Below are 22,480 nucleotides of genomic sequence, written 5' to 3' on the forward strand. Positions count from 1 at the left end.
TTATGGGAGAAGGAATCGGGCAATTTTTGCCGTTTATCTTAATGTTTGTAGTTGTGTATTTCTTTATGATTGCACCTCAAATGAAACGTGCAAAAAAAGAGAAAAAGTTTGCAGCCGAATTAAAGCGTGGTGATAAAGTGATTACCAAAAGTGGTTTACACGGTAAAATAGCTGAGTTAAATGATAAAGATAACAGTTGTGTTATTGAAACTATGGCTGGAAAGTTAAAGTTTGATAGAACAGCCATTTCTATGGAAATGAGCACTAAACTTAATGCACCAGCAAAATAAAAGAAAATCAAAATTCTTGATAAAAAAAAGCTTCCAAATAGGAAGCTTTTTTTATGGAATTATTTTTATGATAAAAGGCCTTCGATAGAAAGGTAACGCTCTCCAGTATCATAATTCATTGTTAGTATAGTCGCTTCGCCATCATTTAAAGTTTGTAATTGTTTTCTAACGGCAGCTAAAGAGGCTCCAGTAGAAATACCAACTAGAATGCCTTCAGTGGTAGCAATGTTTTTAACTTCGGCAAATGCTTCTTCTTTAGTTATTCTAATAGCGCCATCAATTATTTTAATATTGAAAACCTCAGGAATAAATCCAGGGCCAATACCTTGTAGTGGATGTGGTCCAGGTTCACCTCCAGAAATTATTGCAGAATCATCAGGTTCAACAGCAAATACTTTTAAATCAGGGAATTTTTCTTTTAAAACGTCTGCCATACCAGTAATATGTCCACCTGTACCAACACCTGTAATTAAATAATCTATGCCTTCAGGAAAGTCCTTAATTATTTCTAAAGCAGTGGTTTTTCTGTGTATTTCTGGGTTTGCTGGGTTTGTAAATTGAGAAGGCATCCACGCATTTTTATTATTTTCAACCATCTCGTTTGCTTTAGCAATTGTACCTCCTAAACCTAATTCTTTTGGAGTTAGTACAAGATTAGCACCATAAGCAGCCATGAGTGCGCGTCGTTCAACAGACATAGATTCTGGCATTACTAAAGTCAGTTTGTATCCTTTTACTGCGGCAACCATTGCTAGGCCAATCCCCGTATTTCCAGAGGTAGGCTCAATAATTTCTGTGTCTTTAGTTAAAATATTTCTTTTTTCTGCATCTTCAATCATTGATAACGCAATCCTGTCTTTAATGCTTCCTCCCGGATTTGATTTTTCAAGTTTCATCCAAACATTTGCATTTGGGAATAATTTACTTAATCGAACAACAGGTGTATTACCTATATCTTCTAAAATATTATGTATTTTCATAGTGTTTTATGTATTTGTAAAAACAGGTGTTACGCTTTTTTCTGTTTATTAATTTCGTCTTGCAATTGGCGCCTAACCTTTTGCTCGCGTTCTAAGGCTATTTTGCGGTGCTCTTCAAATTCTTCTTCAATTTCTTCAAGTGAATTTTTAGCATCTTTAGTAATAGCATTACTATTTTTAAACTTATATATGAAGAAAAGTAGCATCGCTAATAAGCCAGCAATAATAGACCACATAAGTACATTATAACCTGTTTTACTCATTTGAATACCAAATAAAGACATGTTGTTTTTTTCAGATTCTGTTTTATCTAAATCTGTTTGCGTATTTAATAGGTTAGATTTTAAATCTGTAATTTCTTTAGCTTGTTTTTTTACAACAACTTGTGTGTTAGCTAAGTCTTTATATGCGGTTTTTAGGGAATCAATAGTATGGGCTCTTAAAGTAAGAAGCATATTAAGTTGTACAGCTTCATACATTTGACCATTTGTACCTCTGAAATTACCTGACTTTTTAAGAACATATTCAAACTGACTATTAATGGTGCCACTGTTTATAGATAGGTTGTCTGCTTCTTCTGTTTTTGATTGTGAAAAGGATACTGATGTGAATATAAAAAGAAAGGCTATAGTTAGGTGTTTAATAGATTTCATTTAAGAAGGGTTTAAAATAGTTTTGTTTGGTTACTAAGTTATAAAATATTGTTTATTAAAACATAGCTTAATTAATAAAAAAAGCCTCACTTAGTAAGGCCAAATTATATACGAATAAAAAATAATTTTAGATTTTTAATTATTAATAAAAATGTAAGGTCTCGTTTAAGAATATATTTTACAAGTTAAAACCCTCTTAAAAATAATTTTTAAGAGGGTTTTAAAAATGTGTAAATAAGTATTTACTACCTAAAGTTATAGCGCTCTTTTTCTCCGTTAGAGTTTATAAGTTCAATTCTTAGAGGCTCGTGAGACGATTTGTTTTCTAAAGCTTCTTTTACGTCGTCAACATTATTTATTTTAGTATTATTAATGGAAGTAATAATAGCACCTTCTTCTACACCATTGTTTTTCCAATAATCGGCATATTCTTCATTTAATTCAATTATTTTAACACCATTAGTCGCTTTTAGCTTTTTTAAATCTTGTTTTTTTGTGTTTTTAATTCTTCCAACTAAAGGCATGGTATAGGTTTCGTTTCTAGTTAAAGTAACCGCTAAAGTTTTTAGCGCACCATCTTTTGAAATAATTAAATTCACAATATCTCCAACACGTTTAGAGCCAATGTGTCCCGTTAAATCGGCGAACTTAGACACTTTAATGTTGTCTATTTCCTTAATAATATCGCCTTTTTCTATACCCGCTTTTTCAGCACCAGAGTCTTCAACTACACTGTCTACATAAATCCCTTCAGTATCATTAATACCTAATTTTTCAGCAAAGGCACTGTTTAAGGAACCGCCACTAATACCTAAGATACCATTTTGAACATTGCCATATTCCATAATATCTTCAATTACACGTCTAGCAATATTGCTTGGTACTGCAAAGGAATACCCTATGTAAGAACCCGTTTGCGATGAGATAGCTGTATTTATACCTACAAGTTCTCCTTTGGTATTTACAAGTGCACCACCAGAATTACCTGGATTTACAGCAGCATCTGTTTGTATAAAAGATTGTGAACTTGTACCTGATAAATCTCGTGCTTTAGCACTAATAATACCAGCGGTTACTGTTGAGGTTAAATTAAATGGATTCCCAACAGCTAATACCCATTCGCCAATTTTTGCTTGGTCAGAATCTGCAAATGTTACATAAGGTAAATCTTCATCGGGTTCAATTTTCAATAAGGCAATGTCGGTTTTTGGGTCAGAACCTACAATTTCAGCTTTATAAGTCTTGTTATTATTTAATGTAACAGACAATTCATCAGAATTATTAATCACATGATTATTAGTAATAATATACCCATTTGCATTGATTATAACCCCAGAACCTGTCCCCATTTGTGCGCGCTTTGGAGATCTTCCAGAAAATAAATCTTGGATAGTCATTTGTCCTGTACTAATAGATACATTTTTCACATGTACTACTGCATTTACTGCATTTTCAGCAGCCACTGTAAAATCTGGAGCTTCGTTAGTTGCTAATAAATTACTCACATTACTAGTAGGTAAAAAAGAAGGGGTAGAGTTTGTTGAACTAAGTGCAACGTCATGCTTTGGTTCTAAAAAAAGTTTATATGAACCTAAGGTTAAAACGCCTCCTAATGCGGATACTAATACTAATGATAAAATCTTCTTCATAATTTTTAATTTAATTTTATTTTAAAATAATTCCTCGAAAATATATTTCCGAGGTTTCCTTTGAAATGGTCATTCCCGTGAAGGCGGGAATTTATTAACGATTAAAATTAAATATTTATTGAGTTACAAATTAAGTTTTAACGATTTTTAACGTCAACTTTAACGAGTATTTAACAATCAAAAAAACGACTTATTATTTATATATTTGTGCTTTATTATGCAACAGACTTTTTATAAATACCAAGGAACAGGAAACGATTTTGTGATGATTGATAATCGTCAGCAAACGTTCAATAAAAAAGACACGAAACACATCGCGTTTTTATGCGACAGACGTTTTGGAATAGGAGCAGATGGGCTTATTTTACTTGAAAATCATCCAGATTTAGATTTTAAAATGGTGTATTATAATGCCGATGGAAACGAAAGTACCATGTGTGGTAACGGTGGACGTTGTTTAGTTGCTTTTGCAAATTATTTAGGTGTTATAAAAGATAAAGCTGTTTTTGAAGCTATTGATGGATTGCATCATGCAACCATTGAAAATGATATAGTAAAACTACAAATGTTAGATGTTGATGCTATTGAGAAACATGAGAATTATGTGTTTTTAAATACAGGATCTCCTCATCATGTCCAGTTTGAGGATTTTATTAATGATTTTGATATAAAAACAAAAGGTGCTGAAATTCGTTATGGCGAACCATATAATGAAGCTGGTACTAATGTAAATTTTGTTAAAAAAATATCAAACGATACATTTAGAGTAAGAACTTACGAACGTGGCGTTGAGGATGAAACCTTATCTTGTGGTACAGGTGTAACAGCTGTAGCAATAGCAATGCATGTGCTTAAAGAGACTAATGAAAATTGCATCACTTTAAAGGTAGAAGGTGGTGAATTAAAAGTATCTTTTGATGTGCAAGATGGTTCATACAAAAACGTTTGGTTAATGGGGCCTGCAAATTTTGTTTACAAAGGCACTATATGATTACTTTAAAAGGAGATAATGTCTATTTACGCGCTTTAGAACCTGAAGATTTAGAGTTTGTTCACACTATTGAAAACGACGAAACGGTTTGGGAAATAAGTAATACCATAACGCCATATTCTAAATATTTAATAAAACAGTATTTAGAGCAAGCGCATAAAGATATTTTCGAGGTAAAACAATTAAGACTTGTAATTTCAAGTTATGAAGAGACTGCTTTGGGTATGATTGATTTATTCGATTTCGATTTTAAAAACGGTAGAGCAGGTATTGGTATTTTAGTAAAAGATGCTAGCGAAAGAGGCAAAGGTTATGGGAAAGAAGCTCTTAAGCTCTTAGTTGATTATAGTTTTACACATTTGTGTTTGCATCAACTTTACTGTAATATTTCGGAAGAAAACGAAACAAGTATCAAACTTTTTTCCAATCAAGGTTTTAAAATGATAGGCCTTAAAAAGGATTGGAATCTGGTTAATGGTGCTTACAAAAACGAATATTTATTTCAGCTTATTAATAATTAAATGTATATAAAAAAAATACTTTTAGCCATTTTGGTTATCGGACTTATTGCTGCTGCTTTTTTTGCAAACTTCGTTTATAAAGCTATGTTAAAGCCTAATACAGCATTTAATAATGAAGAGGCCTATGTTTATATAGCTTCGAATGATACTTATGAAGATGTTCGTAATCAATTAGAACCATTGTTAAAAGATATAGATACATTTGATGATATAGCTGAACAAAAAAAATATACGACTAATATAAGAGCAGGTAAATACGCTATTAAAAAAGGGATGAGTAATAATGATATTATAAACTCTATTAGAAGTAATAACTTGCCAATAAAAGTATCTTTTAATAATCAAAGTACTTTAGAGAAATTAGCGGAAAGAATTTCAAAAGAAATTGAAGCTGATAGTATATCTCTTTTAAATGCTATGAAAGATGAAGCATTTTTAACTAAAAATAATTTTAATAAAGCAACTGCTCTAGGGATGTACTTACCTAACAGTTATGAGTTTTTCTGGAACACGTCTGCTGAAAAATTTAGAGCCAGAATGCTTAAAGAATACAAGCGTTTTTGGAATGAAAAAAGAATTGAAAAAGCACGTAATATAGGGTTGTCTGAAGATCAAGTGATTGCTTTAGCCTCTATAGTTTATGAAGAATCTAAAGAAGCAAGCGAGCAACCAAGAATTGCAGGTGTTTATATGAATAGGTTAAGAATTGGCATGCCGCTTCAAGCAGACCCAACACTTAAATTTGCAGCTTATCAGCTTCCTGAGTATCAAAATACGGTTATTAAACGTGTTTTAAATGTTCATAAAGATATAGAGTCACCTTATAATACGTATAAAAATCTTGGGTTACCTCCAGGGCTTATCGCTATGCCTGATATATCAGCCATTGATGCGGTTTTAAGTTATGAAAAACATAAATACTTATATTTTGCGGCAGATGCAAAGCATTTTGGCTTTCATAAATTTGCTAAAACCTTAACTCAACATAATGTGAATGCTAGAGCATATCAAAGATATTTATCGTCTCAAGGCATAAATAGGTAATGCATATTTCAGCATTAAAATATTTATTTTTATTTACAGGAATACCCTTTTTTACTTTTTCACAGTCTGATATAGATGTTTTTTTAACGCCAAGTGATACTTTAAATGAACCAAGGAGAAATGCTATAATCATTTCTGAGGCTTCAATAGCAGGAATTACATTACTAGGGTTAAATCAGCTTTGGTATGCAGATTATAGACAGTCTAAGTTTCATGTTATTAATGATAATAACGAATGGCTTCAAATGGATAAGATGGGACATGTATTTACTTCCTATCAATTAGGGAAACATGGAGCTCAACTTTTAAATTGGAGTGGAGTCAGCAAAAAAAATCAATTAATTTACGGGGCAACTTTAGGTTTTACATTTTTAACAGCTGTCGAGGTTTTAGATGGTTATTCAGAAGAATGGGGTTTTTCTTGGGGTGATGTTTTAGCAAATGCATCGGGAACAGTTTTGTATATTGGACAAGAATTACTTTGGAAAAAGCAACGCATAGCGCTTAAGTTTTCATTTCATCAAACAAAGTACGCGTCTCAACGTCCAGATAAGTTGGGTAATGGATTTTTAGAAGAAGTTTTGAAAGATTATAATGGTCAAACCTATTGGCTTAGTGCAAATGTATATTCGTTTTTTAAGGAAAGCAAAGTGCCAAAATGGTTGAATGTTGCCGTAGGCTATGGAGCTGATGGCATGTTAAGCGGTGTTAAAGATATTGACAATCAGTTGTTAACAAATTTTGATAGACAACGGCAATTCTATTTAAGTTTAGATGTAAATTTGACTGAAATTAAAACAAATTCGAAGTTGCTTAAAGGTTTTTTTGACATTTTTAATTCCATAAAATTACCTTTTCCAACGTTAGAATTTAATAAAAAAGGGTGTGTATTTCATCTATTCTACTATTAAAAAAAGTAGTTGAACGATTAATTTTGATATTATCAAAAAAAATTCTAATTTTGCACGCTCAAATTTTCAGGCATACTTTACTATGTAAGTAGGCTGAAGAAATTTAAATTTATGAGAAAAAGTATTGCAAGTTACTTAGCCCTAACACTTACAATATGTATTCTATTGTTTGTGTCGTTTTTATCAAATGAAACGATAGATCTAAGTAAGTACTCAACAAATGGCTTAGAGTTACATTATACTGTAAGTCAAGACGAGAGCATTAAAGGTAATGTTTTAGCGTCAAATGATGTGAACCAATCGTTTTCTCCTTATTTAGGAAAATGTTTTGTAGGTTTTAAAGAAGCTTTAGCTTTTAAAGAATCTGGTGGTAATTATTTCTCGGTTAATACTTTAGGGTATTTAGGGAAATACCAATTTGGTAAAGAAACTTTAAAAATGATAGGAATTAATAATCCTGGTCTTTTTTTGAAGAATCCAATACTTCAAGAAAAAGCATTTATTGCTAATGCTGCGCGTAATAAATGGATTTTACGTAGAGATATTAAGAATTTTGTTGGTAGACGAATTAATGGCATTCTGGTAACGGAATCTGGTATTTTGGCAGCAGCACACTTGGCGGGTCCAGGGAGTGTAAAGAAATATTTAAGAAGTTATGGTTTAGATAATTTTGCAGATGGTTATGGTACAACAGTTCAGTATTATATGAAACGATTTTCTGGATATGATACCTCATTTGTAAAGCCAAATAAATTAGCTAAAGCAATATAATTGAAATTGTCATTCTCACGAAAGTGAGAATTTAACTTTTGTGAATAATAAATATGGTAGGTCTTTTATGAAGGTCTACCTTATTTTTTTTCCATGCATTTGCAGTTTGTGTTTTTATAAATTCTGTTGAAAGTGTTATGTCACATGCTACACATACTTCGGTGTTATTTTCAAGTATAGTTGACAGGTCTTCAATCATTTTATTGTTTCTGTAAGGTGTTTCAATAAAAATTTGTGATTGGTTGTGTTCAAAAGACAGGCGTTCTAATCGTTTTATTTCAGATTTTCTTTCGCCTTTATCAATAGGAAGGTAGCCGTTAAAAGCAAAGCTTTGTCCGTTCATTCCAGAACTCATAATAGCCATTAGTATAGATGAAGGCCCAACTAATGGTGTAACTTTTATGTTTTTTTGATGTGCTAATTTTACAATATCTGCACCTGGATCTGCAACACCTGGGCATCCCGCTTCAGATAAAAGTCCGACATTAATACCGTTTAAACAAGGGTTTAAAAAGTTTGGTAATTCACTAGCTTCTGTAAATTTATTAAGAAGAAATATGTTTAAAGAAGGTTGTGATTTTTCTGGAGTAATCTTTTTTATGAATCGTCTAGCTGTTTTTTCGTTTTCTACTATAAAAGTATCAGTGTCTTCTATAACTTTTTTTACTAACAAAGGTAAAACATCCATAGGATCGTTTTCGCCAAGTGTTGTAGGTATTAAGTATAGTTGCCCTTTAGTTGAGTTCATTTTGTTGATTTAAATCTTTGGCAATAATTTCGCAGGCTTCATCAAGCATTTTGTAAACGTTTTCAAAACCATCATTTCCACCATAATAAGGATCGGGAACATTATAATTTTGATTTGGATAGACTTCGTTTAAAATAAATTTGACTTTCTTAATATCAACTTCATTTCTAGCTAAATGAATAACATTATTATAGTTGGAGTCATCCATAACATAAATAAAATCAAATACATCAAAATCTGAAACTTCAAATTGCCTTCCTCTTAAATTAGAAATGTCTAAACGGTACTTTTTGGCAACAGCAATAGATCGTTTGTCTGGAGGGTTTCCAGTGTGATAATTCGCAGTTCCAGCAGAATCTACTAAAAAGTCGCTTGAAAGTTTAGACTTTAATATACCTTCAGCTAGTGGAGAACGACAAATGTTTCCCAAACAAACCATGAGGATTTTAGTCATTGTAATTAAGTTTTAAACAGTAAGTTTTTTAGATATATCTTCAACATATTTTCTAAATTGTTTATCTGTTGACGATAAGTTGTCTACCGTTTTACAAGCATGCAAAACAGTGGCATGATCTCGTTTTCCTATTTGCGAACCAATGCTAGCTAAAGATGCTTTTGTGAATTTTTTCGCAAAAAACATGGCTAACTGTCTGGCCTGAACAATATGGCGTTTTCTAGTTTTAGATTGCAGTGTGTCGATATCCATTTGAAAATAATCAGACACTACTTTTTGTATGTAATCAATAGAAACTTCGCGTTTTGTGTTTTTTACAAATTTCTCAACAATGAGTCTCGCTAAATCAATAGTGATTTCTTTTTTATTGAATGACGATTGAGCGATTAAAGATATAATAGCACCTTCTAACTCACGAACATTTGTTTTTATGTTTTTTGCGACATACTCAATTATATCTTCAGGCATTTCAACGCCATCACGATATAATTTGTTCTTTAAAATGGAAACTCTAGTCTCAAAATCTGGGTTTTGTAATTCGGCAGAAAGTCCCCATTTAAAACGAGATAGTAAGCGTTGCTCAATATCTTGCATATCAACAGGTGCTTTGTCACTTGTTAAAATAACTTGTTTACCGTTTTGATGTAAATGATTGAAAATATGGAAGAATACATCCTGTGTACCTGTTTTCCCAGAAAGGAATTGTACATCATCAATAATTAATACATCTATTATTTGATAGAAGTGAATAAAATCATTTCTATTATTTTTCTTTACAGAGTCTATATATTGCTGAGTAAATTTTTCAGCAGAAATATATAAAACGGTTTTTTCTGGGTATTTGTCTTTTATGTCAACCCCAATAGCATGTGCTAAATGCGTTTTTCCTAAACCAACACCTCCAAAAATTAATAACGGATTAAAAGATGTGCCCCCTGGTTTTGCTGCAACAGCTAAACCAGCACTACGTGCCAAACGGTTAGAGTCGCCTTCCAAAAAGTTATCAAAACTGTAATTAGGGTTAAGTTGAGACTCTATTTTTACATTTCTAATACCAGGAATTACGAAAGGGTTTCTTAATTCGGGATTTTTATTATTTAATGGAATATCGACATCTTGCGATTTTAGACCACTTCTGTTAGAACTAGGGATTTTTTCTGTAAATGGTTGCTTATTACCATACGTGTTTTCCATTTTAATAATGTAAACAAGTTTAGCATTTTCTCCTAATTCTTTTGTGAGTGATACTTTAAGTATTTTTACATAATGTTCTTCAAGCCATTCGTAAAAGAATTTACTTGGTACTTGAATACTCAAAGCTTTATCTGAAAGTTTAACTGCAACGATTGGTTCAAACCAAGTTTTGTATGCTTGCGGTTGGATGTTATCCTTTATAAATAATAAGCAATTATTCCATACCGATTGCGCAGTTACACTCATTGTTTAATTTTGTGATTTTTTGTTAGTTTGTTCTGGTAAAAAACTCGAATCTTTACCCCTTATTTTTGAGTGGCAAATATGTGAACAAAATTCTTAAAAAAAAAATGAAATGTCATTGAATTTCTGGAAAATTTTCACCATGTTTAACCTCTTGCCGAAGCTACAAAAAAATATTTTAAAAACCTTATGAAAATCGACGAAATACAAATTAGAGTGAGATATGGTGAAACAGATCAGATGGGTGTAGTATATCATGGGAATTACGCATTATATCTTGAAATGGGAAGAATTGAATGGCTACGGAAGTTGGGAGTTTCTTATAAAGATATGGAAAAAAATGGTGTTATGTTACCAGTTGTTTCTTTAAATATAAACTATAAAAAATCAGTAGGTTATGATGATGTAATTAATGTAAAAACTCAACTAAAAAAAGTGCCTACTGCTAAGATTGAATTTGAATATGAAATCACTAATGAAGAAGGTGAAATTTTAACAACAGCAAGTACTGTTTTGGTTTTTATTGATATGAAAACAAACAAGCCAACTAGAGCTCCTAAGTATATTTTAGACGCTATTAAGAATTAATATAAATTTCTTTTATTTTTATTTCGAAAAGGTGATTGAACGTTTCAAAAACAAATTCTGCATCTTTTTTTCTTACAGAAATTGTTATTTGACAATCCATTTCTAGTTTTTGATTAATGATATTCAATTTTTTTTCTTTTATAATACGCATTACTGTATTCATGTTTTTGTAATCGAATATTATAAGGTAATCTATGTTGATTGTTTTTTCGATAATAGTTGAAGCTTCTAATACCATTTGAGCAGCTGTTCTGTACGCATTTATTAATCCGCCAACACCTAATTTTACGCCACCAAAATAACGTACAACTACAATTAAAACATTGGTAACTCCAAAAGATTGTATCTGTCCGTAAATTGGCATACCTGCGCTATTGCTTGGTTCTCCGTCATCGTTAGCTCGGTATGTTATAGTTTCGGTGCCTAATTGGTAGGCGTAACACCAATGTCTAGCTGCGTGGTGTTCTTTTTTTAAAGATTCAATATGATGCTTTACGGAGTCTTCATTTAAAACAGGGAAAAGATAACCGAAAAACTTGCTGTTTTTATCTTTAAACAGAACAGGTTCTGTAGCTGTTTCAATGGTTTTGTATGTATCGTTTTCAGTCAAAAAAGATTAGAATAAATCACTTTTAATTTTAAATATATCTGATATATCTTCAGTTTCAGGGTTAATATGCCACGTTTTTATTTTTATTGTATTGGCTGTGTCTATATTGTTTTGATTATCATCAATAAATAAGCATTCATCTGCTTTTAAATTGTTTTCATCTAAGACAAATTCAAAAATATCTTTATTTGGTTTTCTTAATTGAATTTCTTGTGATAAGTAAAACGCATTAAAACAATTTTTAAACTCATTATAAAATGGCACGTTTTCTTTAACCCAATTAATATGAAGTTCGTTGGTGTTGCTTAATAAAACAAGTTTGTATTTGTTAGAGGCTTTTAGTGTTTTTAAAAAATCTAATCGGTGTTCAGGGAAATCTTTGAGCATAAAATTCCATAAATCAATCAATTCTTCTTTTGAAAGCATCGGAAAGTTTTCAGAATAAAAATCTATAAATTCATTTGTTGAAATTAATCCTTGTTCGTAAAAGCTGTTAAAAGCAATCATTTCTTCTGAAAAGACTTCAATATTTAAGGCTTCTAGCATTTTGTTTGTTGCACCTTCAATATCTAAATTGATAAATACATTGCCAAAATCGAAAATAATTGTTTTAATCATTTGTATAAGTTTTAAGATAATCAGTCATGATATTTTTTTCTGAAATTAATTGTCCAGAAAATTTAGGAGCTTTGATGCCTTTTTCAAATTTAATTGACCCAGTAAAAACGCGCGCTTCATCCCATAGGTTTTCATCTATAAAGGTTTGTAGTGTTTTTGCACCTCCTTCAATAATTACAGAGTTTATGTTTTTTTTAAATAAAACCTCGCAAATTTGTTGTGCTAGGTGCTTTGAGAAATCTATATTGTTTTGTGAAATAGTAATAGTTTCAGCGGCATCATTAAAAATGGAATAATTATTATTTGATAGCTTATGTGTTTTGTCAATGACAACACGTACTGGGTTTTCTCCTGTCCAATCTCTGGCTGTTAAACTAGGATTGTCTTGTAAAACCGTATTGGTGCCAACTAAAATAGCTTGTTCTTCGGTGCGCCATTTATGAACTAGTTGTCTCGAAAACACATTGGTTATCCAAACTGGTTTTCGTTCATTTTTAGATTCAGGAGCTATAAACCCATCCGAACTTTCAGCCCATTTTAAAATAATGTAAGGTCGTTTTTTGTTGTGAAATGTAAAAAAACGTTTGTGGTGTTTTTTACATTCATTTTCTAAAACGCCAACAATAACATTGCATCCTGCATTTTTTAGTTTTTCAATTCCTTTACCAGCAACTTGTAAATTATCATCCATACAGCCAATAACCACATTTGGTATTTGATGCTTAATTATTAAATCGCTACAAGGTGGTGTTTTGCCAAAGTGAGCGCAAGGTTCTAAGGTTACATAAATGGTTGCTTCTTTTAAAAGCGATTTGTCTTTTGCATTTTTTATAGCATTTACTTCGGCGTGGTTACCTCCATAGGCACTTGTGTAACCTTCGCTGATAATAATATTGTTGTGTACAACGACACTGCCAACCATAGGATTGGGTCTTGTGCTTCCTAAACCATTTTTAGCAATTTCCAGGCAACGTTTTATGTAAGTTTCGTGGTGCGACAATGTTTATTATTTAATTTTTATAGTTTCAGTTTCGTCAACATGATATCGGTATGAAAATCCAAAAACTTTATAAATGATATCGCCTTTGTATTGTACTTTAAATTTTTTACTGAATAAACTTCCTATTAAACCACTTAGATTTTTATTGCTAAAAATACTGTCGGTTGGAATGTTCGCTTTTAACGGAATTGAAAATTCTTTTTTAGCAGGTACATTGAAGTTTTTTGTAGAAACTGAAGTCATTTCATTGTCATTCACATAAATTTTTATTTCGTCAGTTTTTAATTCACCACCAATGTCATTGGGGTTTAGAAAATAAGCATCAGCATGAAGCGTTATGTTTTTTGATGTAGATTCTGAAACTTTAATATTACCAACGTTTATAAATTGAGGTTTTTCTTTAACCGTACAGTTAAAAAAAAGACTTGATATTGTTGATAAAATTATAAGTCGTTTTATCTTGTGTTTTTTAGATTTAAGTATCTTCACTTGCGTAAAATTAGCATTTTTTAGAGTTAGTAAAGATACTATAGTTATTCGAAAAACTAAGTTTACATAAAATCAAAATAGAAGTTGTTGTTTTAGGGTATTTGAAACATCCATGACTAAAAATTAGTCATATAAAGACATAATTACACTAGAGCTCTATCTAGCTCTTAGAAGCAGCAATAGAAATAAGCATATGAAATTAAAGGAAATACAATATACGTTTCATCAAAAATTAGATGCCATCTATGGAGAAGAAGAGGTGGATAGTTTCTTTTATATTTTAATAGAGGCGTATTATAATGTTTCAAGACTGCAGTTAGCTTTAAATTTAGAGTATGCTGTTAAGGATGCTGGTAGGGTTTTGGAGGCCCTGCATTTATTAGAGGAAGAAAAACCGATACAGTATATTTTAGGTGAAACGGAATTTTACGGTTTGCCTTTTAAAGTAAATGAGCATACGTTAATACCTAGACCAGAAACCGAAGAACTGGTTGAATGGATTATTAAAGAATTCAAAAATTACAATTCAGAAATACGAATTTTAGATATTGGTACAGGAAGTGGTTGTATTGCTGTTGCTTTAGCTAAGAGATTAAAGAATGTTAAAGTGTATGCTTTAGATATAAGTAAAGACGCTTTAAAAATAGCTCGAAAAAATGCTGAATTAAATGATGTAGACATTGAATTTATTGAAGCTGATATTTTAAATATTAATCAGTCTGTATTTAATGAGGAATCAGAATTTGATATTATTGTATCTAATCCGCCTTATGTTAGAGATAAGGAAAAAGAATTAATGAAAGCTAATGTTTTAAACAACGAACCGCATTTAGCTTTGTTTGTGAAAGATGAAAATCCGTTGCAGTTTTACAAAGCGATTACTGAGTTTGCGGTTGAGAAGCTAAATAAAAACGGACAATTATTTTTTGAAATTAATGAGTTTTTGGGTAAAGATATGATTCGACTTTTATTAAAAAATAATTTTAAAAACATTCAATTAAAACAAGATATCTTTAAAAAAGATAGAATGATTAAAGGTGAAAAAGAATAATGAGTAGTATTAAAGAGCAAATACAAGCTTTGCGTGAAGAATTACGCGAACACAACTATAATTATTATGTTTTAGATCATCCTACAATTTCTGATTATGATTTTGATATAAAGTTAAAAACCCTTCAAGAGCTGGAAGCAAAGCATCCAGAGTTTTTTGATGCTAATTCTCCGTCACAGCGTGTGGGAGGAGAAGTGACCAAGAATTTTGAAACCATTCCGCATGAACATCGCATGTATTCTTTAGATAATTCGTATTCAAAAGAAGATTTACAAGATTGGGAAACGCGTATTAGAAAACTGGTAGATGGTGACATTCAATATACTTGCGAGTTAAAATATGATGGAGCATCCATTAGTTTAACTTATGAAGAAGGTAAGTTGGTTCGAGCATTAACACGAGGTGATGGATTTCAAGGCGATAATGTAACCGCTAATATAAAAACTATTAAGTCGGTGCCTTTACAATTAAAAGGTGATTACCCATCAAAATTTGATGCTAGAGGTGAAATAGTGTTACCGTTTGATGGTTTTAATAAAATGAATGAAGAACGCATTGAAATAGGTGAGGAGCCTTATAGGAACACTAGAAATACCGCTTCTGGAAGTTTGAAATTGCAGGATAGTGCTGAAGTGGCTAAGCGTCCGTTAGAGTGTTTGCTTTATAATTTAATAGGATCAAATTTGGGAATAAATTCTCAATTTGAAAGTTTAGAAGCCGCAAGAAAATGGGGATTTAAAGTACCAATTGCAGCTAAACTTGTTCCTTCTATTGATGCTGTTTTAAAGTTTATAGATTATTGGGATATACATCGACACAATTTACCTTATGAAACCGATGGTGTTGTTGTAAAAGTAAATAGTTTACAAAAGCAAGAAGAGTTAGGTTATACCGCTAAGGCACCACGTTGGGCAATGGCTTATAAGTTTAAGGCAGAACGGGTTTCTACAAAATTAAATAGCATTACCTATCAAGTGGGGCGAACTGGGGCTATTACGCCTGTTGCGAATTTAGAACCAGTAGAATTGGCAGGAACTACGGTTAAACGTGCATCACTGCACAATGCCGATCAAATTGAAAAACTAGATATTAGAGTAGGAGACGAAGTTTATGTTGAAAAAGGCGGCGAGATAATTCCTAAAATTCTTGGAGTCGATTTAACTAAACGACCAATAGATTCTACTCCAACAATATATATTACTAATTGTCCGGAATGTGGTACAGAATTGGTTAGGCAAGAAGGTGAAGCACAACATTATTGTCCTAATTATAATGGTTGTAAGCCCCAAATAATTGGACGTATTCAGCATTTTATTTCTAGGAAAGCTATGGATATTGATGGTTTGGGAGGAGAAACGGTTGCGCTTTTAGTAAATGAAGGCTTAATTAATAATTACTCTGATTTATATGAATTGACTAAAGATCAGGTTGTTCCTCTAGAACGTATGGCTGAAAAGAGTGCCGATAATTTGATTAAAGGTATTTTAGAATCTAAAAACATTCCTTTTGAACGTGTTTTATATGCTCTAGGTATTCGTTATGTAGGAGAAACTGTTGCTAAAAAATTAGCGAAGCATTATAAAAGTATTGATGCTATTGCTAATGCTTCAGAAGAAGATTTGGTAAATGTTGATGAAATTGGAGTAAAGATTGCGCAAAGTTTGGTAGCCTTCTTTTCTTCAGAAAAAAATGTATCTATTATTGAAAGATTAAAATCGTTTGGAGTTCATTTAGAAATGTCGGCAGAACAACTTATTGGACAAACCAATAAATTACAAGGGCAATCAATTGTGATTACAGGTGTGTTTGAAAGCATTTCAAGAAATGAGCTTAAAAAGCTTATTGAAGATAACGGAGGTAAGGTGAGTAGTTCTATTTCATCAAAAACAAGTTATATAATCGCGGGCGACAATATGGGACCTAGTAAAAGAGAAAAAGCGGAAAAATTAAATATACTATTAATTAATGAATATGAATTCCTACAAAAATTAAAATAAATCAAAAAAAAATCGATAAAAAGTATATTTTCCCCGCCTAATTGTTAATTTTTTTTATATTTGTGCATTAACCTTAAATAGATGTTATGTACAAGTCAAGAATCTTGGTGGGTTTATTAGTGCTATTTTATATAGTATTTGTGTTTTTTCAATTAAAAGGTAATTTAACATTAGCTGAAAATTTTGATGCATTACTAGTACCAACAATTACTTTAGCTTATTTTTTGTTTGTTAAGCGTAAAACTTTATTTTTCTCACTCTTTTTAATCTTATTTTCTATTTCAGATTTAATGGTTTTAATCGATGATTATATTCCTTATAAGATTGATTATTTTGTAGGGAATGCGCTGTATATCTTAGCTTATGTTTCTTTGTTTCTTAAAATTTGCAAATCCATAAGCATAATTCATGTTCTTAAAAATTTTAAAATACATTTAATTGTTTTAATAGCGTTAAGTTTTTATATTGTTTATGTATTGCAGGTTATAATAGACCCTTATGTAAAAATGACAAACGAATATTATGTAGAGTTAGTTTATAATATTGTGATGCTAGTAACTTTATCAGCTTCTTTATTAAACTTTTTTTATCGAGATAATAACAAATCATTATACTTATTTATAGGAGTATTATGTATTGTTTTTTCTGAAGTCATATGGGTAGCATATACTTATGTTGCAGAAAGAAATTTACTTAATATTATTTCAGGAACACTATCTCTTTTGGCTTTTTACTTTTTCTATAAACAATCTAAACTTGTAGATGAAGATAAAAAGGAAATAGTTATGGTAATAGAATAACTTAATGTGATTTATTAATAAAAGGGATGTCTTTTTTGTAAATATAAAGTATCTTAAAAGCAAGTAAAAAGGTTACGATAGCTGTAGTAAACAAGATCCCATTATCATTATTTATCTCCATTCCCAAAATTGTTAAGTGCATTAATATAGCGCCTCCAATCACACTTAAAGTAAGTAGTGCGCCTAACCATACAGTTTTAGGAATAAGTAATAGGAGGCCCGCAATTAATTCTAAAATGCCAATTCCAATTCTTCCGTAAGGTTCTAAACCCATTTTTTTAAAAATATAAACACTATCTGGATGCGCTGTGAATTTAAAACGTAATGTTTGAATAAGTATTGCTGCTACAATAATCCTAAGAATGAATGGGATGTGTTTTTTCATTTTTATAATGTTTAAAAGAGGTAAACATTATGTCGTTTCATATTCTAATAACTATCAGCTTAAATAAGAATTACACAATTATAGACACACCATTAGCTGATTTATTTTTATCTAAATCAAAATAGAAGTCTATTTTTCCGAGATTAATACCATAACATCCAACTTGATTCACTAATGTGTTTTTGCCTTCTAAGTTTTTTACAACGGTCGGTTTAGATAAAAAAGTATGTGTATGTCCTCCAATAATTAAGTCGATATCTTTAGTGACAGCAGCTAGTTTTAAGTCGCATATTTTGTTTGGTTTCTTTTCTTCATAATAACCTAAATGCGATAGACAAATTATTAAATCGCATTTTTCTTCTGTTTTTAAAATACGAGTCATGTCTTGAGTGATTTCAATAGGGTCTAAATACTTTGTTTCTTTACTCAATTCAGGGAGAACTAATCCGTTTAATTCAATACCTAAACCAAAAACGCCTATTTTAATACCGTTTTTCATGAAAATTTTATAAGGTTTAGTATGTGTGTTTAGTATGGTATTTGAAAAATCATAATTAGCCGTAACAAATTCAAAGTTTTTATGAGGAAATTGGGCAAATAGTCCATCAATCCCATTGTCAAAATCATGATTACCAATAGTAGCAGCATCGTATTTTAGCATGCTCATTAACTTAAATTCTAGTTCGCCACCATAATAGTTAAAGTAAGGTGTGCCTTGAAAAATATCACCAGCATCAAACAAAAGTGTGTGTGGGTTTTCTTTTCTAATAGATTCAATTAAAGTAGCACGTCTAGCAACGCCACCTTTATTAGCGTATTTTCCATCTTCAAAAGTGTCAATATTACTATGTACATCATTAGTATGTAAAATAGTGATTTTTTTAGTTTTTGGAGATGTTGTAAACGACTGTAAACCAAAACTACCAAGAGTTATTAATGCGGTTCCAGCTGTTGCTTGTTGTAAAAAATCTCTACGTTTCATTTTAATTGGTAATTTGTATAAATCTGTCGTCTCTAATTGTTTTCAGGGTGTCAATTTTAATAAAATTATCAATTAAGGCATTTCTAACTTTATAATTTAAGATATATAAGCTGTCATTAGGTTTAAAAAAAGTCATATCATCACCACCATTATATAAATAATCATTACTGGCTACATAATAAACTTTGTCTGTTTCTACTTTACGTCCATTTATTGTGTAATCAATTAAATTAAAATTTTCATCAATAGATAGTTTCAGTTTTGATATTGGGTGCGCTTCTTTTGATTTAATTAAATAAGAAACAAGATTTTTAATTTGAGAACCTTTTAAGGCGACTACAACAATGCTGTTTTCAAAAGGCATTAATCGATAAGCTGTTTTAAATGTAATATTTCCTTTAGAAATTGAAGAACGAATACTACCATAATTCAAAATTACCATGTCTATATTGTGACCTGTTCTCATTTTAAAAATAGGGTTGGCTTCATTAAAAATAGCATCGGCCATAAAGTTGCCAATAGCCGTATTAAATTCGCTATCAGTTTTTGAATAATCTTCTTTTGAATAGGCTAAAACGCTATCTAATTTTTTTTGAACATGTTCTCTATAGGGTTTAATAAAATCTTCAATTTCAGAATTAAGAGATAAAGAATCTGTAACAGGAATCTGTTTTCCTTCTATAGTTTTAAGGTGAAATGGTTCTTGTTTGCAACTGAAAAAAAATAAAATATTTAACAAAAAAAATAAATGTGTGAACCTCATGTGTTAACCTTATGTTTTGAAAGTACTTTTGTTACCTTTGCGCAAAGTATAAAGGTAAATGATTTTAAAAGGTTTTAAAGAAAAATCTAATAAAAAGTACTTAAACAAATTGTTATCTAAAAGACAAGTAAGTGTTACAGATAGTAAGATTGAAAGCTTAGGTATTATCTTAAATATAGATGAAACTGATGGTTTTGAAAAGCTAAGGGATTTAGCTACTTGTTTAAAAATCAGACCAAATAAGTTGAAAATAATAGCCTTTTCTTCAAGTAAAACAAATGATTCAAATGCTTGGGAAGCCTGTTTCAATCCTAAAGATTTTGGTTGGAAAGGTGCTATTAAAAATATTGACTTACAGTCTTTTTTGGATATAAAATTTGATGCTTTAGTTAGTTTTTATGAAAAAGATGTTTTAGAACTCAAGACACTTACTGCTATGTCTAAAGCTAAATTTAAAGTGGGGCTTTTACAAGTAGATGAACGTTTAAATGATTTAATTATTAAAACGAGTATAAATGAATTTAATGTATTTAAAAAGGAGCTTTTTAAATACTTAACTATATTAAATAAAATTAAAAATGAATAGTAAGTTTTTAGGAACTGGAGTTGCTTTGGTTACACCTTTTAAATCAGATTTAAGTGTAGATCATGAGGCATTGGCAAATATTGTAAATTATAATATTGATAATGGCACCGATTATCTTGTAATTTGTGGAACAACGGGAGAAAGTGTAACCATTACTAAGCAAGAAAAAAAGGATGTTATAGCTACAATTTCTAAGGCTAATAAAGGTAGACTGCCAATGGTTCTTGGAATTGGAGGTAATAATACGATGGCTGTTATTGAAGAAATTAGAACAACAGATTTAAGTAATATTGATGCAATTCTATCTGTTTCTCCATACTATAGCAAACCAACTCAAGAAGGAATTTATCAGCATTTTAAAGCCATTGCTGAAGTATCTCCAGTAGATATTATTTTGTATAATGTGCCTGGTCGTACCTCAAAAGGTATGGAAACAGGAACAACGTTAAGACTGGCTAACGACTTTGAAAACATTATAGCTGTAAAAGAGGCTGGTAACAATGTTTATAATTATTTACAATTAATAAAAAATAAACCCGAAGATTTTTTAGTGATTTCTGGAGATGACGATTTAGCGTTAGGAATTGTTTTAGCTGGAGGTGCAGGTGTTATATCGGTTATAGGGCAAGCATTCCCTAAAGAGTTTTCTGATATGATACGTTTGGGGTTAAATGGAGAAGTTAAAGAAGCTTACAAACTTCATTATAGATTAGTTGATGTTATCGATTATATTTTTGAAGAAAATAATCCTGCGGGAATTAAAGCTGTTTTTGAAGCTTTAAACTTATGTAAAGACACGGTAAGATTACCTTTAGTACCAGCATCGAATCAATTAAAAGAAAAGATAGAAGATTTTGTAAATAAGTTTTAGGATTGTTAAATATTACTTAAACCTGATGCTTGCTATGTTTAAGCAATTAATTTAGCATTAAAATATATTTTTAAAATCCATATTAATAACTTAATTTTGCACCCTGTTTTATATTTATGAAAAATTTATTTTACATATTAATAACATTTACTGTTTTAAGCTCATGTAGCGAATATCAAAAGGCATTAAAATCTGAAGATATAGCCACAAAGTTTAAGATGGGAGAAGATTTATATAAAGAAGGTAAGTTTGCAAAAGCAAATAAGCTTTTTGCTTTAATTGTTCCTAATTATAGAGGTAAGCCACAAGCCGAAAAATTAATGTATTTGTATTCTAATTCATTTTATCAAATGAAAGACTACTATGTTGCAGGTTATCAATTCGAGCGTTTTGCATCGAGCTATCCTAAAAGTGAGAAAGTTGAAGAAGCTTCGTTTTTAAGCGCAAAAAGCTATTACATGCTATCACCAGTTTATAGTAAAGATCAAAAAGAAACTAAAGATGCTATAGAAAAACTTCAAACTTTTATTAATTTATATCCAGAGTCTCAATATGTTGGAGAAGCTAATAAATTAGTAAAAGAGCTGGATTTTAAATTAGAGAAAAAAGCTTTCGAAATTGCTAAGCAATATAACCGGATATCAGATTATCCTGCTTCAGTAAAATCATTTAATAATTTTGCTTTTGAATTCCCGGGGTCTTCTTTAAGAGAAGAGGCTTTGTTTTATAAATTGGATTCGGCATATAAACTTGCTATTAATAGTAGGGAAAATAAAATTACTCCTAATGGTATTGTTTCTTTAAAGAAAAACCGTTTAAATGAGGCTAAAGAATATTACGAAGCATTTAAAAAAACTTATGTTAATTCTAAGCATATTGAAGAAGTAGATAAAATGGCTATAACATTAGAAGAAGAATTAAAAAAATACAGCACTAAAAGTTAAATAACAATAATAATGGATTTAAAGAAAACCAATGCTCCAGTTAATACTGTAACATACGATAGAAATCAAATTGACGAGCCAACAGAGAATATATACGAGTCAATTTCAATTATTTCAAGACGTGCAGAGCAAATTAACACAGAGATTAAAAAAGAACTTATTGATAAGTTAGAAGAGTTTGCTACTTATAATGATAGTCTGGAAGAAATCTTTGAAAACAAAGAGCAAATTGAGGTGTCTAAATTTTACGAAAAATTACCAAAACCTCATGCTTTAGCTGTTCAAGAATGGCTAACAGATAAAATTTATTTTAGAAATACTGAGGAAGATTCTCAAGAATAATTTTT

General features: G+C 30.6%; 27 protein-coding genes. 14 read left to right on the top strand and 13 right to left on the bottom strand.

Annotated elements, in window-relative coordinates; all coding sequences use genetic code 11:
• The first annotated feature begins 2 nt into the window (after positions 1-2).
• The gene (yajC, locus tag RHP49_12285; protein ID WNH11675.1) at positions 3-290 is read left to right on the top strand and encodes a preprotein translocase subunit YajC; all 288 of its coding nucleotides are present in this window, start codon (positions 3-5) and stop codon (positions 288-290) included.
• Positions 291-355: 65 nt separating this feature from the next.
• On the opposite strand, the gene cysK is transcribed toward yajC, so the two are convergent.
• From cysK to RHP49_12300, 3 genes are all read right to left on the bottom strand, one after another.
• Positions 356-1,270 carry a cysteine synthase A gene (cysK, locus tag RHP49_12290; GenBank protein WNH11676.1) on the bottom strand — a complete coding sequence of 305 codons (915 nt, stop codon included), beginning with the start codon at positions 1,268-1,270 and terminating at the stop codon, positions 356-358.
• Positions 1,271-1,299: 29 nt separating this feature from the next.
• Positions 1,300-1,923 carry a tRNA (guanine-N1)-methyltransferase gene (locus RHP49_12295; protein ID WNH11677.1) on the bottom strand — a complete coding sequence of 208 codons (624 nt, stop codon included), beginning with the start codon at positions 1,921-1,923 and terminating at the stop codon, positions 1,300-1,302.
• 245 nt (positions 1,924-2,168) lie between these two features.
• On the bottom strand, positions 2,169-3,572 hold the full coding sequence (locus tag RHP49_12300; protein ID WNH11678.1) for a trypsin-like peptidase domain-containing protein: 1,404 nt from the start codon (positions 3,570-3,572) through the stop codon (positions 2,169-2,171).
• A 217-nt stretch (positions 3,573-3,789) separates the two neighbouring features.
• On the opposite strand from RHP49_12300, the gene dapF reads away from it, so the two are divergent.
• From dapF to RHP49_12325, 5 genes are all read left to right on the top strand, one after another.
• On the top strand, positions 3,790-4,563 hold the full coding sequence (gene dapF, locus RHP49_12305) for a diaminopimelate epimerase (GenBank protein ID WNH11679.1): 774 nt from the start codon (positions 3,790-3,792) through the stop codon (positions 4,561-4,563).
• A complete protein-coding gene (locus RHP49_12310) occupies positions 4,560-5,084 on the top strand; it encodes a GNAT family N-acetyltransferase (GenBank protein ID WNH11680.1) in 525 nt (174 codons plus the stop codon). Before dapF ends, RHP49_12310 begins: the two co-directional genes overlap by 4 nt.
• A complete protein-coding gene (gene mltG / locus RHP49_12315) occupies positions 5,085-6,128 on the top strand; it encodes an endolytic transglycosylase MltG (GenBank protein WNH11681.1) in 1,044 nt (347 codons plus the stop codon).
• A complete protein-coding gene (locus tag RHP49_12320) occupies positions 6,128-7,039 on the top strand; it encodes a DUF2279 domain-containing protein (GenBank protein WNH11682.1) in 912 nt (303 codons plus the stop codon). Before mltG ends, RHP49_12320 begins: the two co-directional genes overlap by 1 nt.
• Before the next feature lie 111 nt (positions 7,040-7,150).
• Positions 7,151-7,810 carry a peptidoglycan-binding protein LysM gene (locus tag RHP49_12325; GenBank protein ID WNH11683.1) on the top strand — a complete coding sequence of 220 codons (660 nt, stop codon included), beginning with the start codon at positions 7,151-7,153 and terminating at the stop codon, positions 7,808-7,810.
• Positions 7,811-7,841: 31 nt separating this feature from the next.
• Here the strand turns inward: RHP49_12325 and RHP49_12330 are convergent, their stop codons facing one another.
• Genes RHP49_12330 through dnaA form a run of 3 tightly spaced genes read right to left on the bottom strand, consistent with a single transcriptional unit; the run spans position 7,842 to position 10,452 of the window.
• On the bottom strand, positions 7,842-8,558 hold the full coding sequence (locus RHP49_12330; GenBank protein ID WNH11684.1) for an SAM-dependent methyltransferase: 717 nt from the start codon (positions 8,556-8,558) through the stop codon (positions 7,842-7,844).
• Positions 8,545-9,012, bottom strand: coding sequence for a low molecular weight protein-tyrosine-phosphatase (locus RHP49_12335; GenBank protein ID WNH11685.1), 468 nt, complete (start codon positions 9,010-9,012; stop codon positions 8,545-8,547). The genes RHP49_12330 and RHP49_12335 overlap by 14 nt, the downstream gene beginning before the upstream one ends.
• 12 nt (positions 9,013-9,024) lie before the next feature.
• Entirely contained in the window at positions 9,025-10,452 is a 1,428-nt protein-coding gene (gene dnaA, locus RHP49_12340) for a chromosomal replication initiator protein DnaA (GenBank protein WNH11686.1), read from the bottom strand.
• 186 nt (positions 10,453-10,638) lie between these two features.
• Between dnaA and RHP49_12345 the strand changes: the two genes are divergently transcribed.
• Positions 10,639-11,037, top strand: coding sequence for a thioesterase family protein (locus RHP49_12345; protein WNH11687.1), 399 nt, complete (start codon positions 10,639-10,641; stop codon positions 11,035-11,037).
• Here the strand turns inward: RHP49_12345 and RHP49_12350 are convergent.
• From RHP49_12350 to RHP49_12365, 4 genes are read right to left on the bottom strand one after another with little or no spacing between them, the layout of a single operon-like run.
• Positions 11,027-11,647 (bottom strand): YigZ family protein, encoded by a 621-nt coding sequence (locus RHP49_12350; GenBank protein ID WNH11688.1) that lies wholly within the window; start codon positions 11,645-11,647, stop codon positions 11,027-11,029. The two genes, RHP49_12345 and RHP49_12350, sit on opposite strands and share 11 nt — an antisense overlap.
• A gap of 6 nt (positions 11,648-11,653) precedes the next feature.
• Positions 11,654-12,265, bottom strand: coding sequence for an HAD family phosphatase (locus tag RHP49_12355; protein WNH11689.1), 612 nt, complete (start codon positions 12,263-12,265; stop codon positions 11,654-11,656).
• Entirely contained in the window at positions 12,258-13,265 is a 1,008-nt protein-coding gene (gene ribD, locus RHP49_12360) for a bifunctional diaminohydroxyphosphoribosylaminopyrimidine deaminase/5-amino-6-(5-phosphoribosylamino)uracil reductase RibD (protein WNH11690.1), read from the bottom strand. Before ribD ends, RHP49_12355 begins: the two co-directional genes overlap by 8 nt.
• 6 nt (positions 13,266-13,271) lie before the next feature.
• Positions 13,272-13,754 carry a hypothetical protein gene (locus RHP49_12365; GenBank protein WNH11691.1) on the bottom strand — a complete coding sequence of 161 codons (483 nt, stop codon included), beginning with the start codon at positions 13,752-13,754 and terminating at the stop codon, positions 13,272-13,274.
• 193 nt (positions 13,755-13,947) lie between these two features.
• Between RHP49_12365 and prmC the strand changes: the two genes are divergently transcribed.
• From prmC to RHP49_12380, 3 genes are all read left to right on the top strand, one after another.
• Positions 13,948-14,805, top strand: a complete 858-nt coding sequence (gene prmC / locus RHP49_12370; GenBank protein WNH11692.1) for a peptide chain release factor N(5)-glutamine methyltransferase — start codon at positions 13,948-13,950, stop codon at positions 14,803-14,805.
• Entirely contained in the window at positions 14,805-16,802 is a 1,998-nt protein-coding gene (ligA, locus tag RHP49_12375; GenBank protein ID WNH11693.1) for an NAD-dependent DNA ligase LigA, read from the top strand. Before prmC ends, ligA begins: the two co-directional genes overlap by 1 nt.
• Before the next feature lie 86 nt (positions 16,803-16,888).
• Entirely contained in the window at positions 16,889-17,602 is a 714-nt protein-coding gene (locus RHP49_12380; protein ID WNH11694.1) for a hypothetical protein, read from the top strand.
• Between the two features lies 1 nt (position 17,603).
• Here RHP49_12380 and RHP49_12385 read toward each other — a convergent pair whose 3' ends face one another.
• From RHP49_12385 to RHP49_12395, 3 genes are all read right to left on the bottom strand, one after another.
• On the bottom strand, positions 17,604-17,987 hold the full coding sequence (locus RHP49_12385; GenBank protein WNH11695.1) for a DoxX family protein: 384 nt from the start codon (positions 17,985-17,987) through the stop codon (positions 17,604-17,606).
• Between the two features lie 70 nt (positions 17,988-18,057).
• Complete coding sequence (locus RHP49_12390) at positions 18,058-18,969, bottom strand: metallophosphatase (GenBank protein WNH11696.1); 912 nt, start codon at positions 18,967-18,969, stop codon at positions 18,058-18,060.
• Between the two features lies 1 nt (position 18,970).
• Positions 18,971-19,732, bottom strand: coding sequence for a 5'-nucleotidase (locus RHP49_12395; GenBank protein WNH11697.1), 762 nt, complete (start codon positions 19,730-19,732; stop codon positions 18,971-18,973).
• A gap of 58 nt (positions 19,733-19,790) precedes the next feature.
• Here RHP49_12395 and RHP49_12400 point away from each other — a divergent pair, with 58 nt between their 5' ends.
• The 4 genes from RHP49_12400 to RHP49_12415 all read left to right on the top strand — a co-directional run bounded on the left by RHP49_12400 (position 19,791) and on the right by RHP49_12415 (position 22,475).
• The gene (locus tag RHP49_12400) at positions 19,791-20,318 is read left to right on the top strand and encodes a hypothetical protein (GenBank protein ID WNH11698.1); all 528 of its coding nucleotides are present in this window, start codon (positions 19,791-19,793) and stop codon (positions 20,316-20,318) included.
• On the top strand, positions 20,311-21,189 hold the full coding sequence (dapA, locus tag RHP49_12405) for a 4-hydroxy-tetrahydrodipicolinate synthase (GenBank protein WNH11699.1): 879 nt from the start codon (positions 20,311-20,313) through the stop codon (positions 21,187-21,189). Before RHP49_12400 ends, dapA begins: the two co-directional genes overlap by 8 nt.
• A 116-nt stretch (positions 21,190-21,305) precedes the next feature.
• Positions 21,306-22,133: an outer membrane protein assembly factor BamD gene (gene bamD, locus RHP49_12410; protein ID WNH11700.1), complete on the top strand. Its 828-nt coding sequence runs from the start codon at positions 21,306-21,308 to the stop codon at positions 22,131-22,133.
• Between the two features lie 12 nt (positions 22,134-22,145).
• The gene (locus tag RHP49_12415; protein WNH11701.1) at positions 22,146-22,475 is read left to right on the top strand and encodes a DNA-directed RNA polymerase subunit omega; all 330 of its coding nucleotides are present in this window, start codon (positions 22,146-22,148) and stop codon (positions 22,473-22,475) included.
• The last annotated feature ends 5 nt before the right edge of the window (positions 22,476-22,480 follow it).

It is taken from the genome of Flavobacteriaceae bacterium HL-DH10, assembly GCA_031826515.1.
Lineage (GTDB): Bacteria > Bacteroidota > Bacteroidia > Flavobacteriales > Flavobacteriaceae > Thalassobellus > Thalassobellus suaedae.

What these genes read in the sequence shown, in the direction of transcription:
- yajC (WNH11675.1), top strand. Translation starts at nt 3, where the DNA reads ATGGGAGAAGGAATCGGGCAATTTTTGCCGTTTATCTTAATGTTTGTA.
- cysK (WNH11676.1), bottom strand. Translation starts at nt 1,270, where the DNA reads ATGAAAATACATAATATTTTAGAAGATATAGGTAATACACCTGTTGTT.
- RHP49_12295 (WNH11677.1), bottom strand. Translation starts at nt 1,923, where the DNA reads ATGAAATCTATTAAACACCTAACTATAGCCTTTCTTTTTATATTCACA.
- RHP49_12300 (WNH11678.1), bottom strand. Translation starts at nt 3,572, where the DNA reads ATGAAGAAGATTTTATCATTAGTATTAGTATCCGCATTAGGAGGCGTT.
- dapF (WNH11679.1), top strand. Translation starts at nt 3,790, where the DNA reads ATGCAACAGACTTTTTATAAATACCAAGGAACAGGAAACGATTTTGTG.
- RHP49_12310 (WNH11680.1), top strand. Translation starts at nt 4,560, where the DNA reads ATGATTACTTTAAAAGGAGATAATGTCTATTTACGCGCTTTAGAACCT.
- mltG (WNH11681.1), top strand. Translation starts at nt 5,085, where the DNA reads ATGTATATAAAAAAAATACTTTTAGCCATTTTGGTTATCGGACTTATT.
- RHP49_12320 (WNH11682.1), top strand. Translation starts at nt 6,128, where the DNA reads ATGCATATTTCAGCATTAAAATATTTATTTTTATTTACAGGAATACCC.
- RHP49_12325 (WNH11683.1), top strand. Translation starts at nt 7,151, where the DNA reads ATGAGAAAAAGTATTGCAAGTTACTTAGCCCTAACACTTACAATATGT.
- RHP49_12330 (WNH11684.1), bottom strand. Translation starts at nt 8,558, where the DNA reads ATGAACTCAACTAAAGGGCAACTATACTTAATACCTACAACACTTGGC.
- RHP49_12335 (WNH11685.1), bottom strand. Translation starts at nt 9,012, where the DNA reads ATGACTAAAATCCTCATGGTTTGTTTGGGAAACATTTGTCGTTCTCCA.
- dnaA (WNH11686.1), bottom strand. Translation starts at nt 10,452, where the DNA reads ATGAGTGTAACTGCGCAATCGGTATGGAATAATTGCTTATTATTTATA.
- RHP49_12345 (WNH11687.1), top strand. Translation starts at nt 10,639, where the DNA reads ATGAAAATCGACGAAATACAAATTAGAGTGAGATATGGTGAAACAGAT.
- RHP49_12355 (WNH11689.1), bottom strand. Translation starts at nt 12,265, where the DNA reads ATGATTAAAACAATTATTTTCGATTTTGGCAATGTATTTATCAATTTA.
- prmC (WNH11692.1), top strand. Translation starts at nt 13,948, where the DNA reads ATGAAATTAAAGGAAATACAATATACGTTTCATCAAAAATTAGATGCC.
- ligA (WNH11693.1), top strand. Translation starts at nt 14,805, where the DNA reads ATGAGTAGTATTAAAGAGCAAATACAAGCTTTGCGTGAAGAATTACGC.
- RHP49_12380 (WNH11694.1), top strand. Translation starts at nt 16,889, where the DNA reads ATGTACAAGTCAAGAATCTTGGTGGGTTTATTAGTGCTATTTTATATA.
- RHP49_12385 (WNH11695.1), bottom strand. Translation starts at nt 17,987, where the DNA reads ATGAAAAAACACATCCCATTCATTCTTAGGATTATTGTAGCAGCAATA.
- RHP49_12390 (WNH11696.1), bottom strand. Translation starts at nt 18,969, where the DNA reads ATGAAACGTAGAGATTTTTTACAACAAGCAACAGCTGGAACCGCATTA.
- RHP49_12395 (WNH11697.1), bottom strand. Translation starts at nt 19,732, where the DNA reads ATGAGGTTCACACATTTATTTTTTTTGTTAAATATTTTATTTTTTTTC.
- RHP49_12400 (WNH11698.1), top strand. Translation starts at nt 19,791, where the DNA reads ATGATTTTAAAAGGTTTTAAAGAAAAATCTAATAAAAAGTACTTAAAC.
- dapA (WNH11699.1), top strand. Translation starts at nt 20,311, where the DNA reads ATGAATAGTAAGTTTTTAGGAACTGGAGTTGCTTTGGTTACACCTTTT.
- bamD (WNH11700.1), top strand. Translation starts at nt 21,306, where the DNA reads ATGAAAAATTTATTTTACATATTAATAACATTTACTGTTTTAAGCTCA.
- RHP49_12415 (WNH11701.1), top strand. Translation starts at nt 22,146, where the DNA reads ATGGATTTAAAGAAAACCAATGCTCCAGTTAATACTGTAACATACGAT.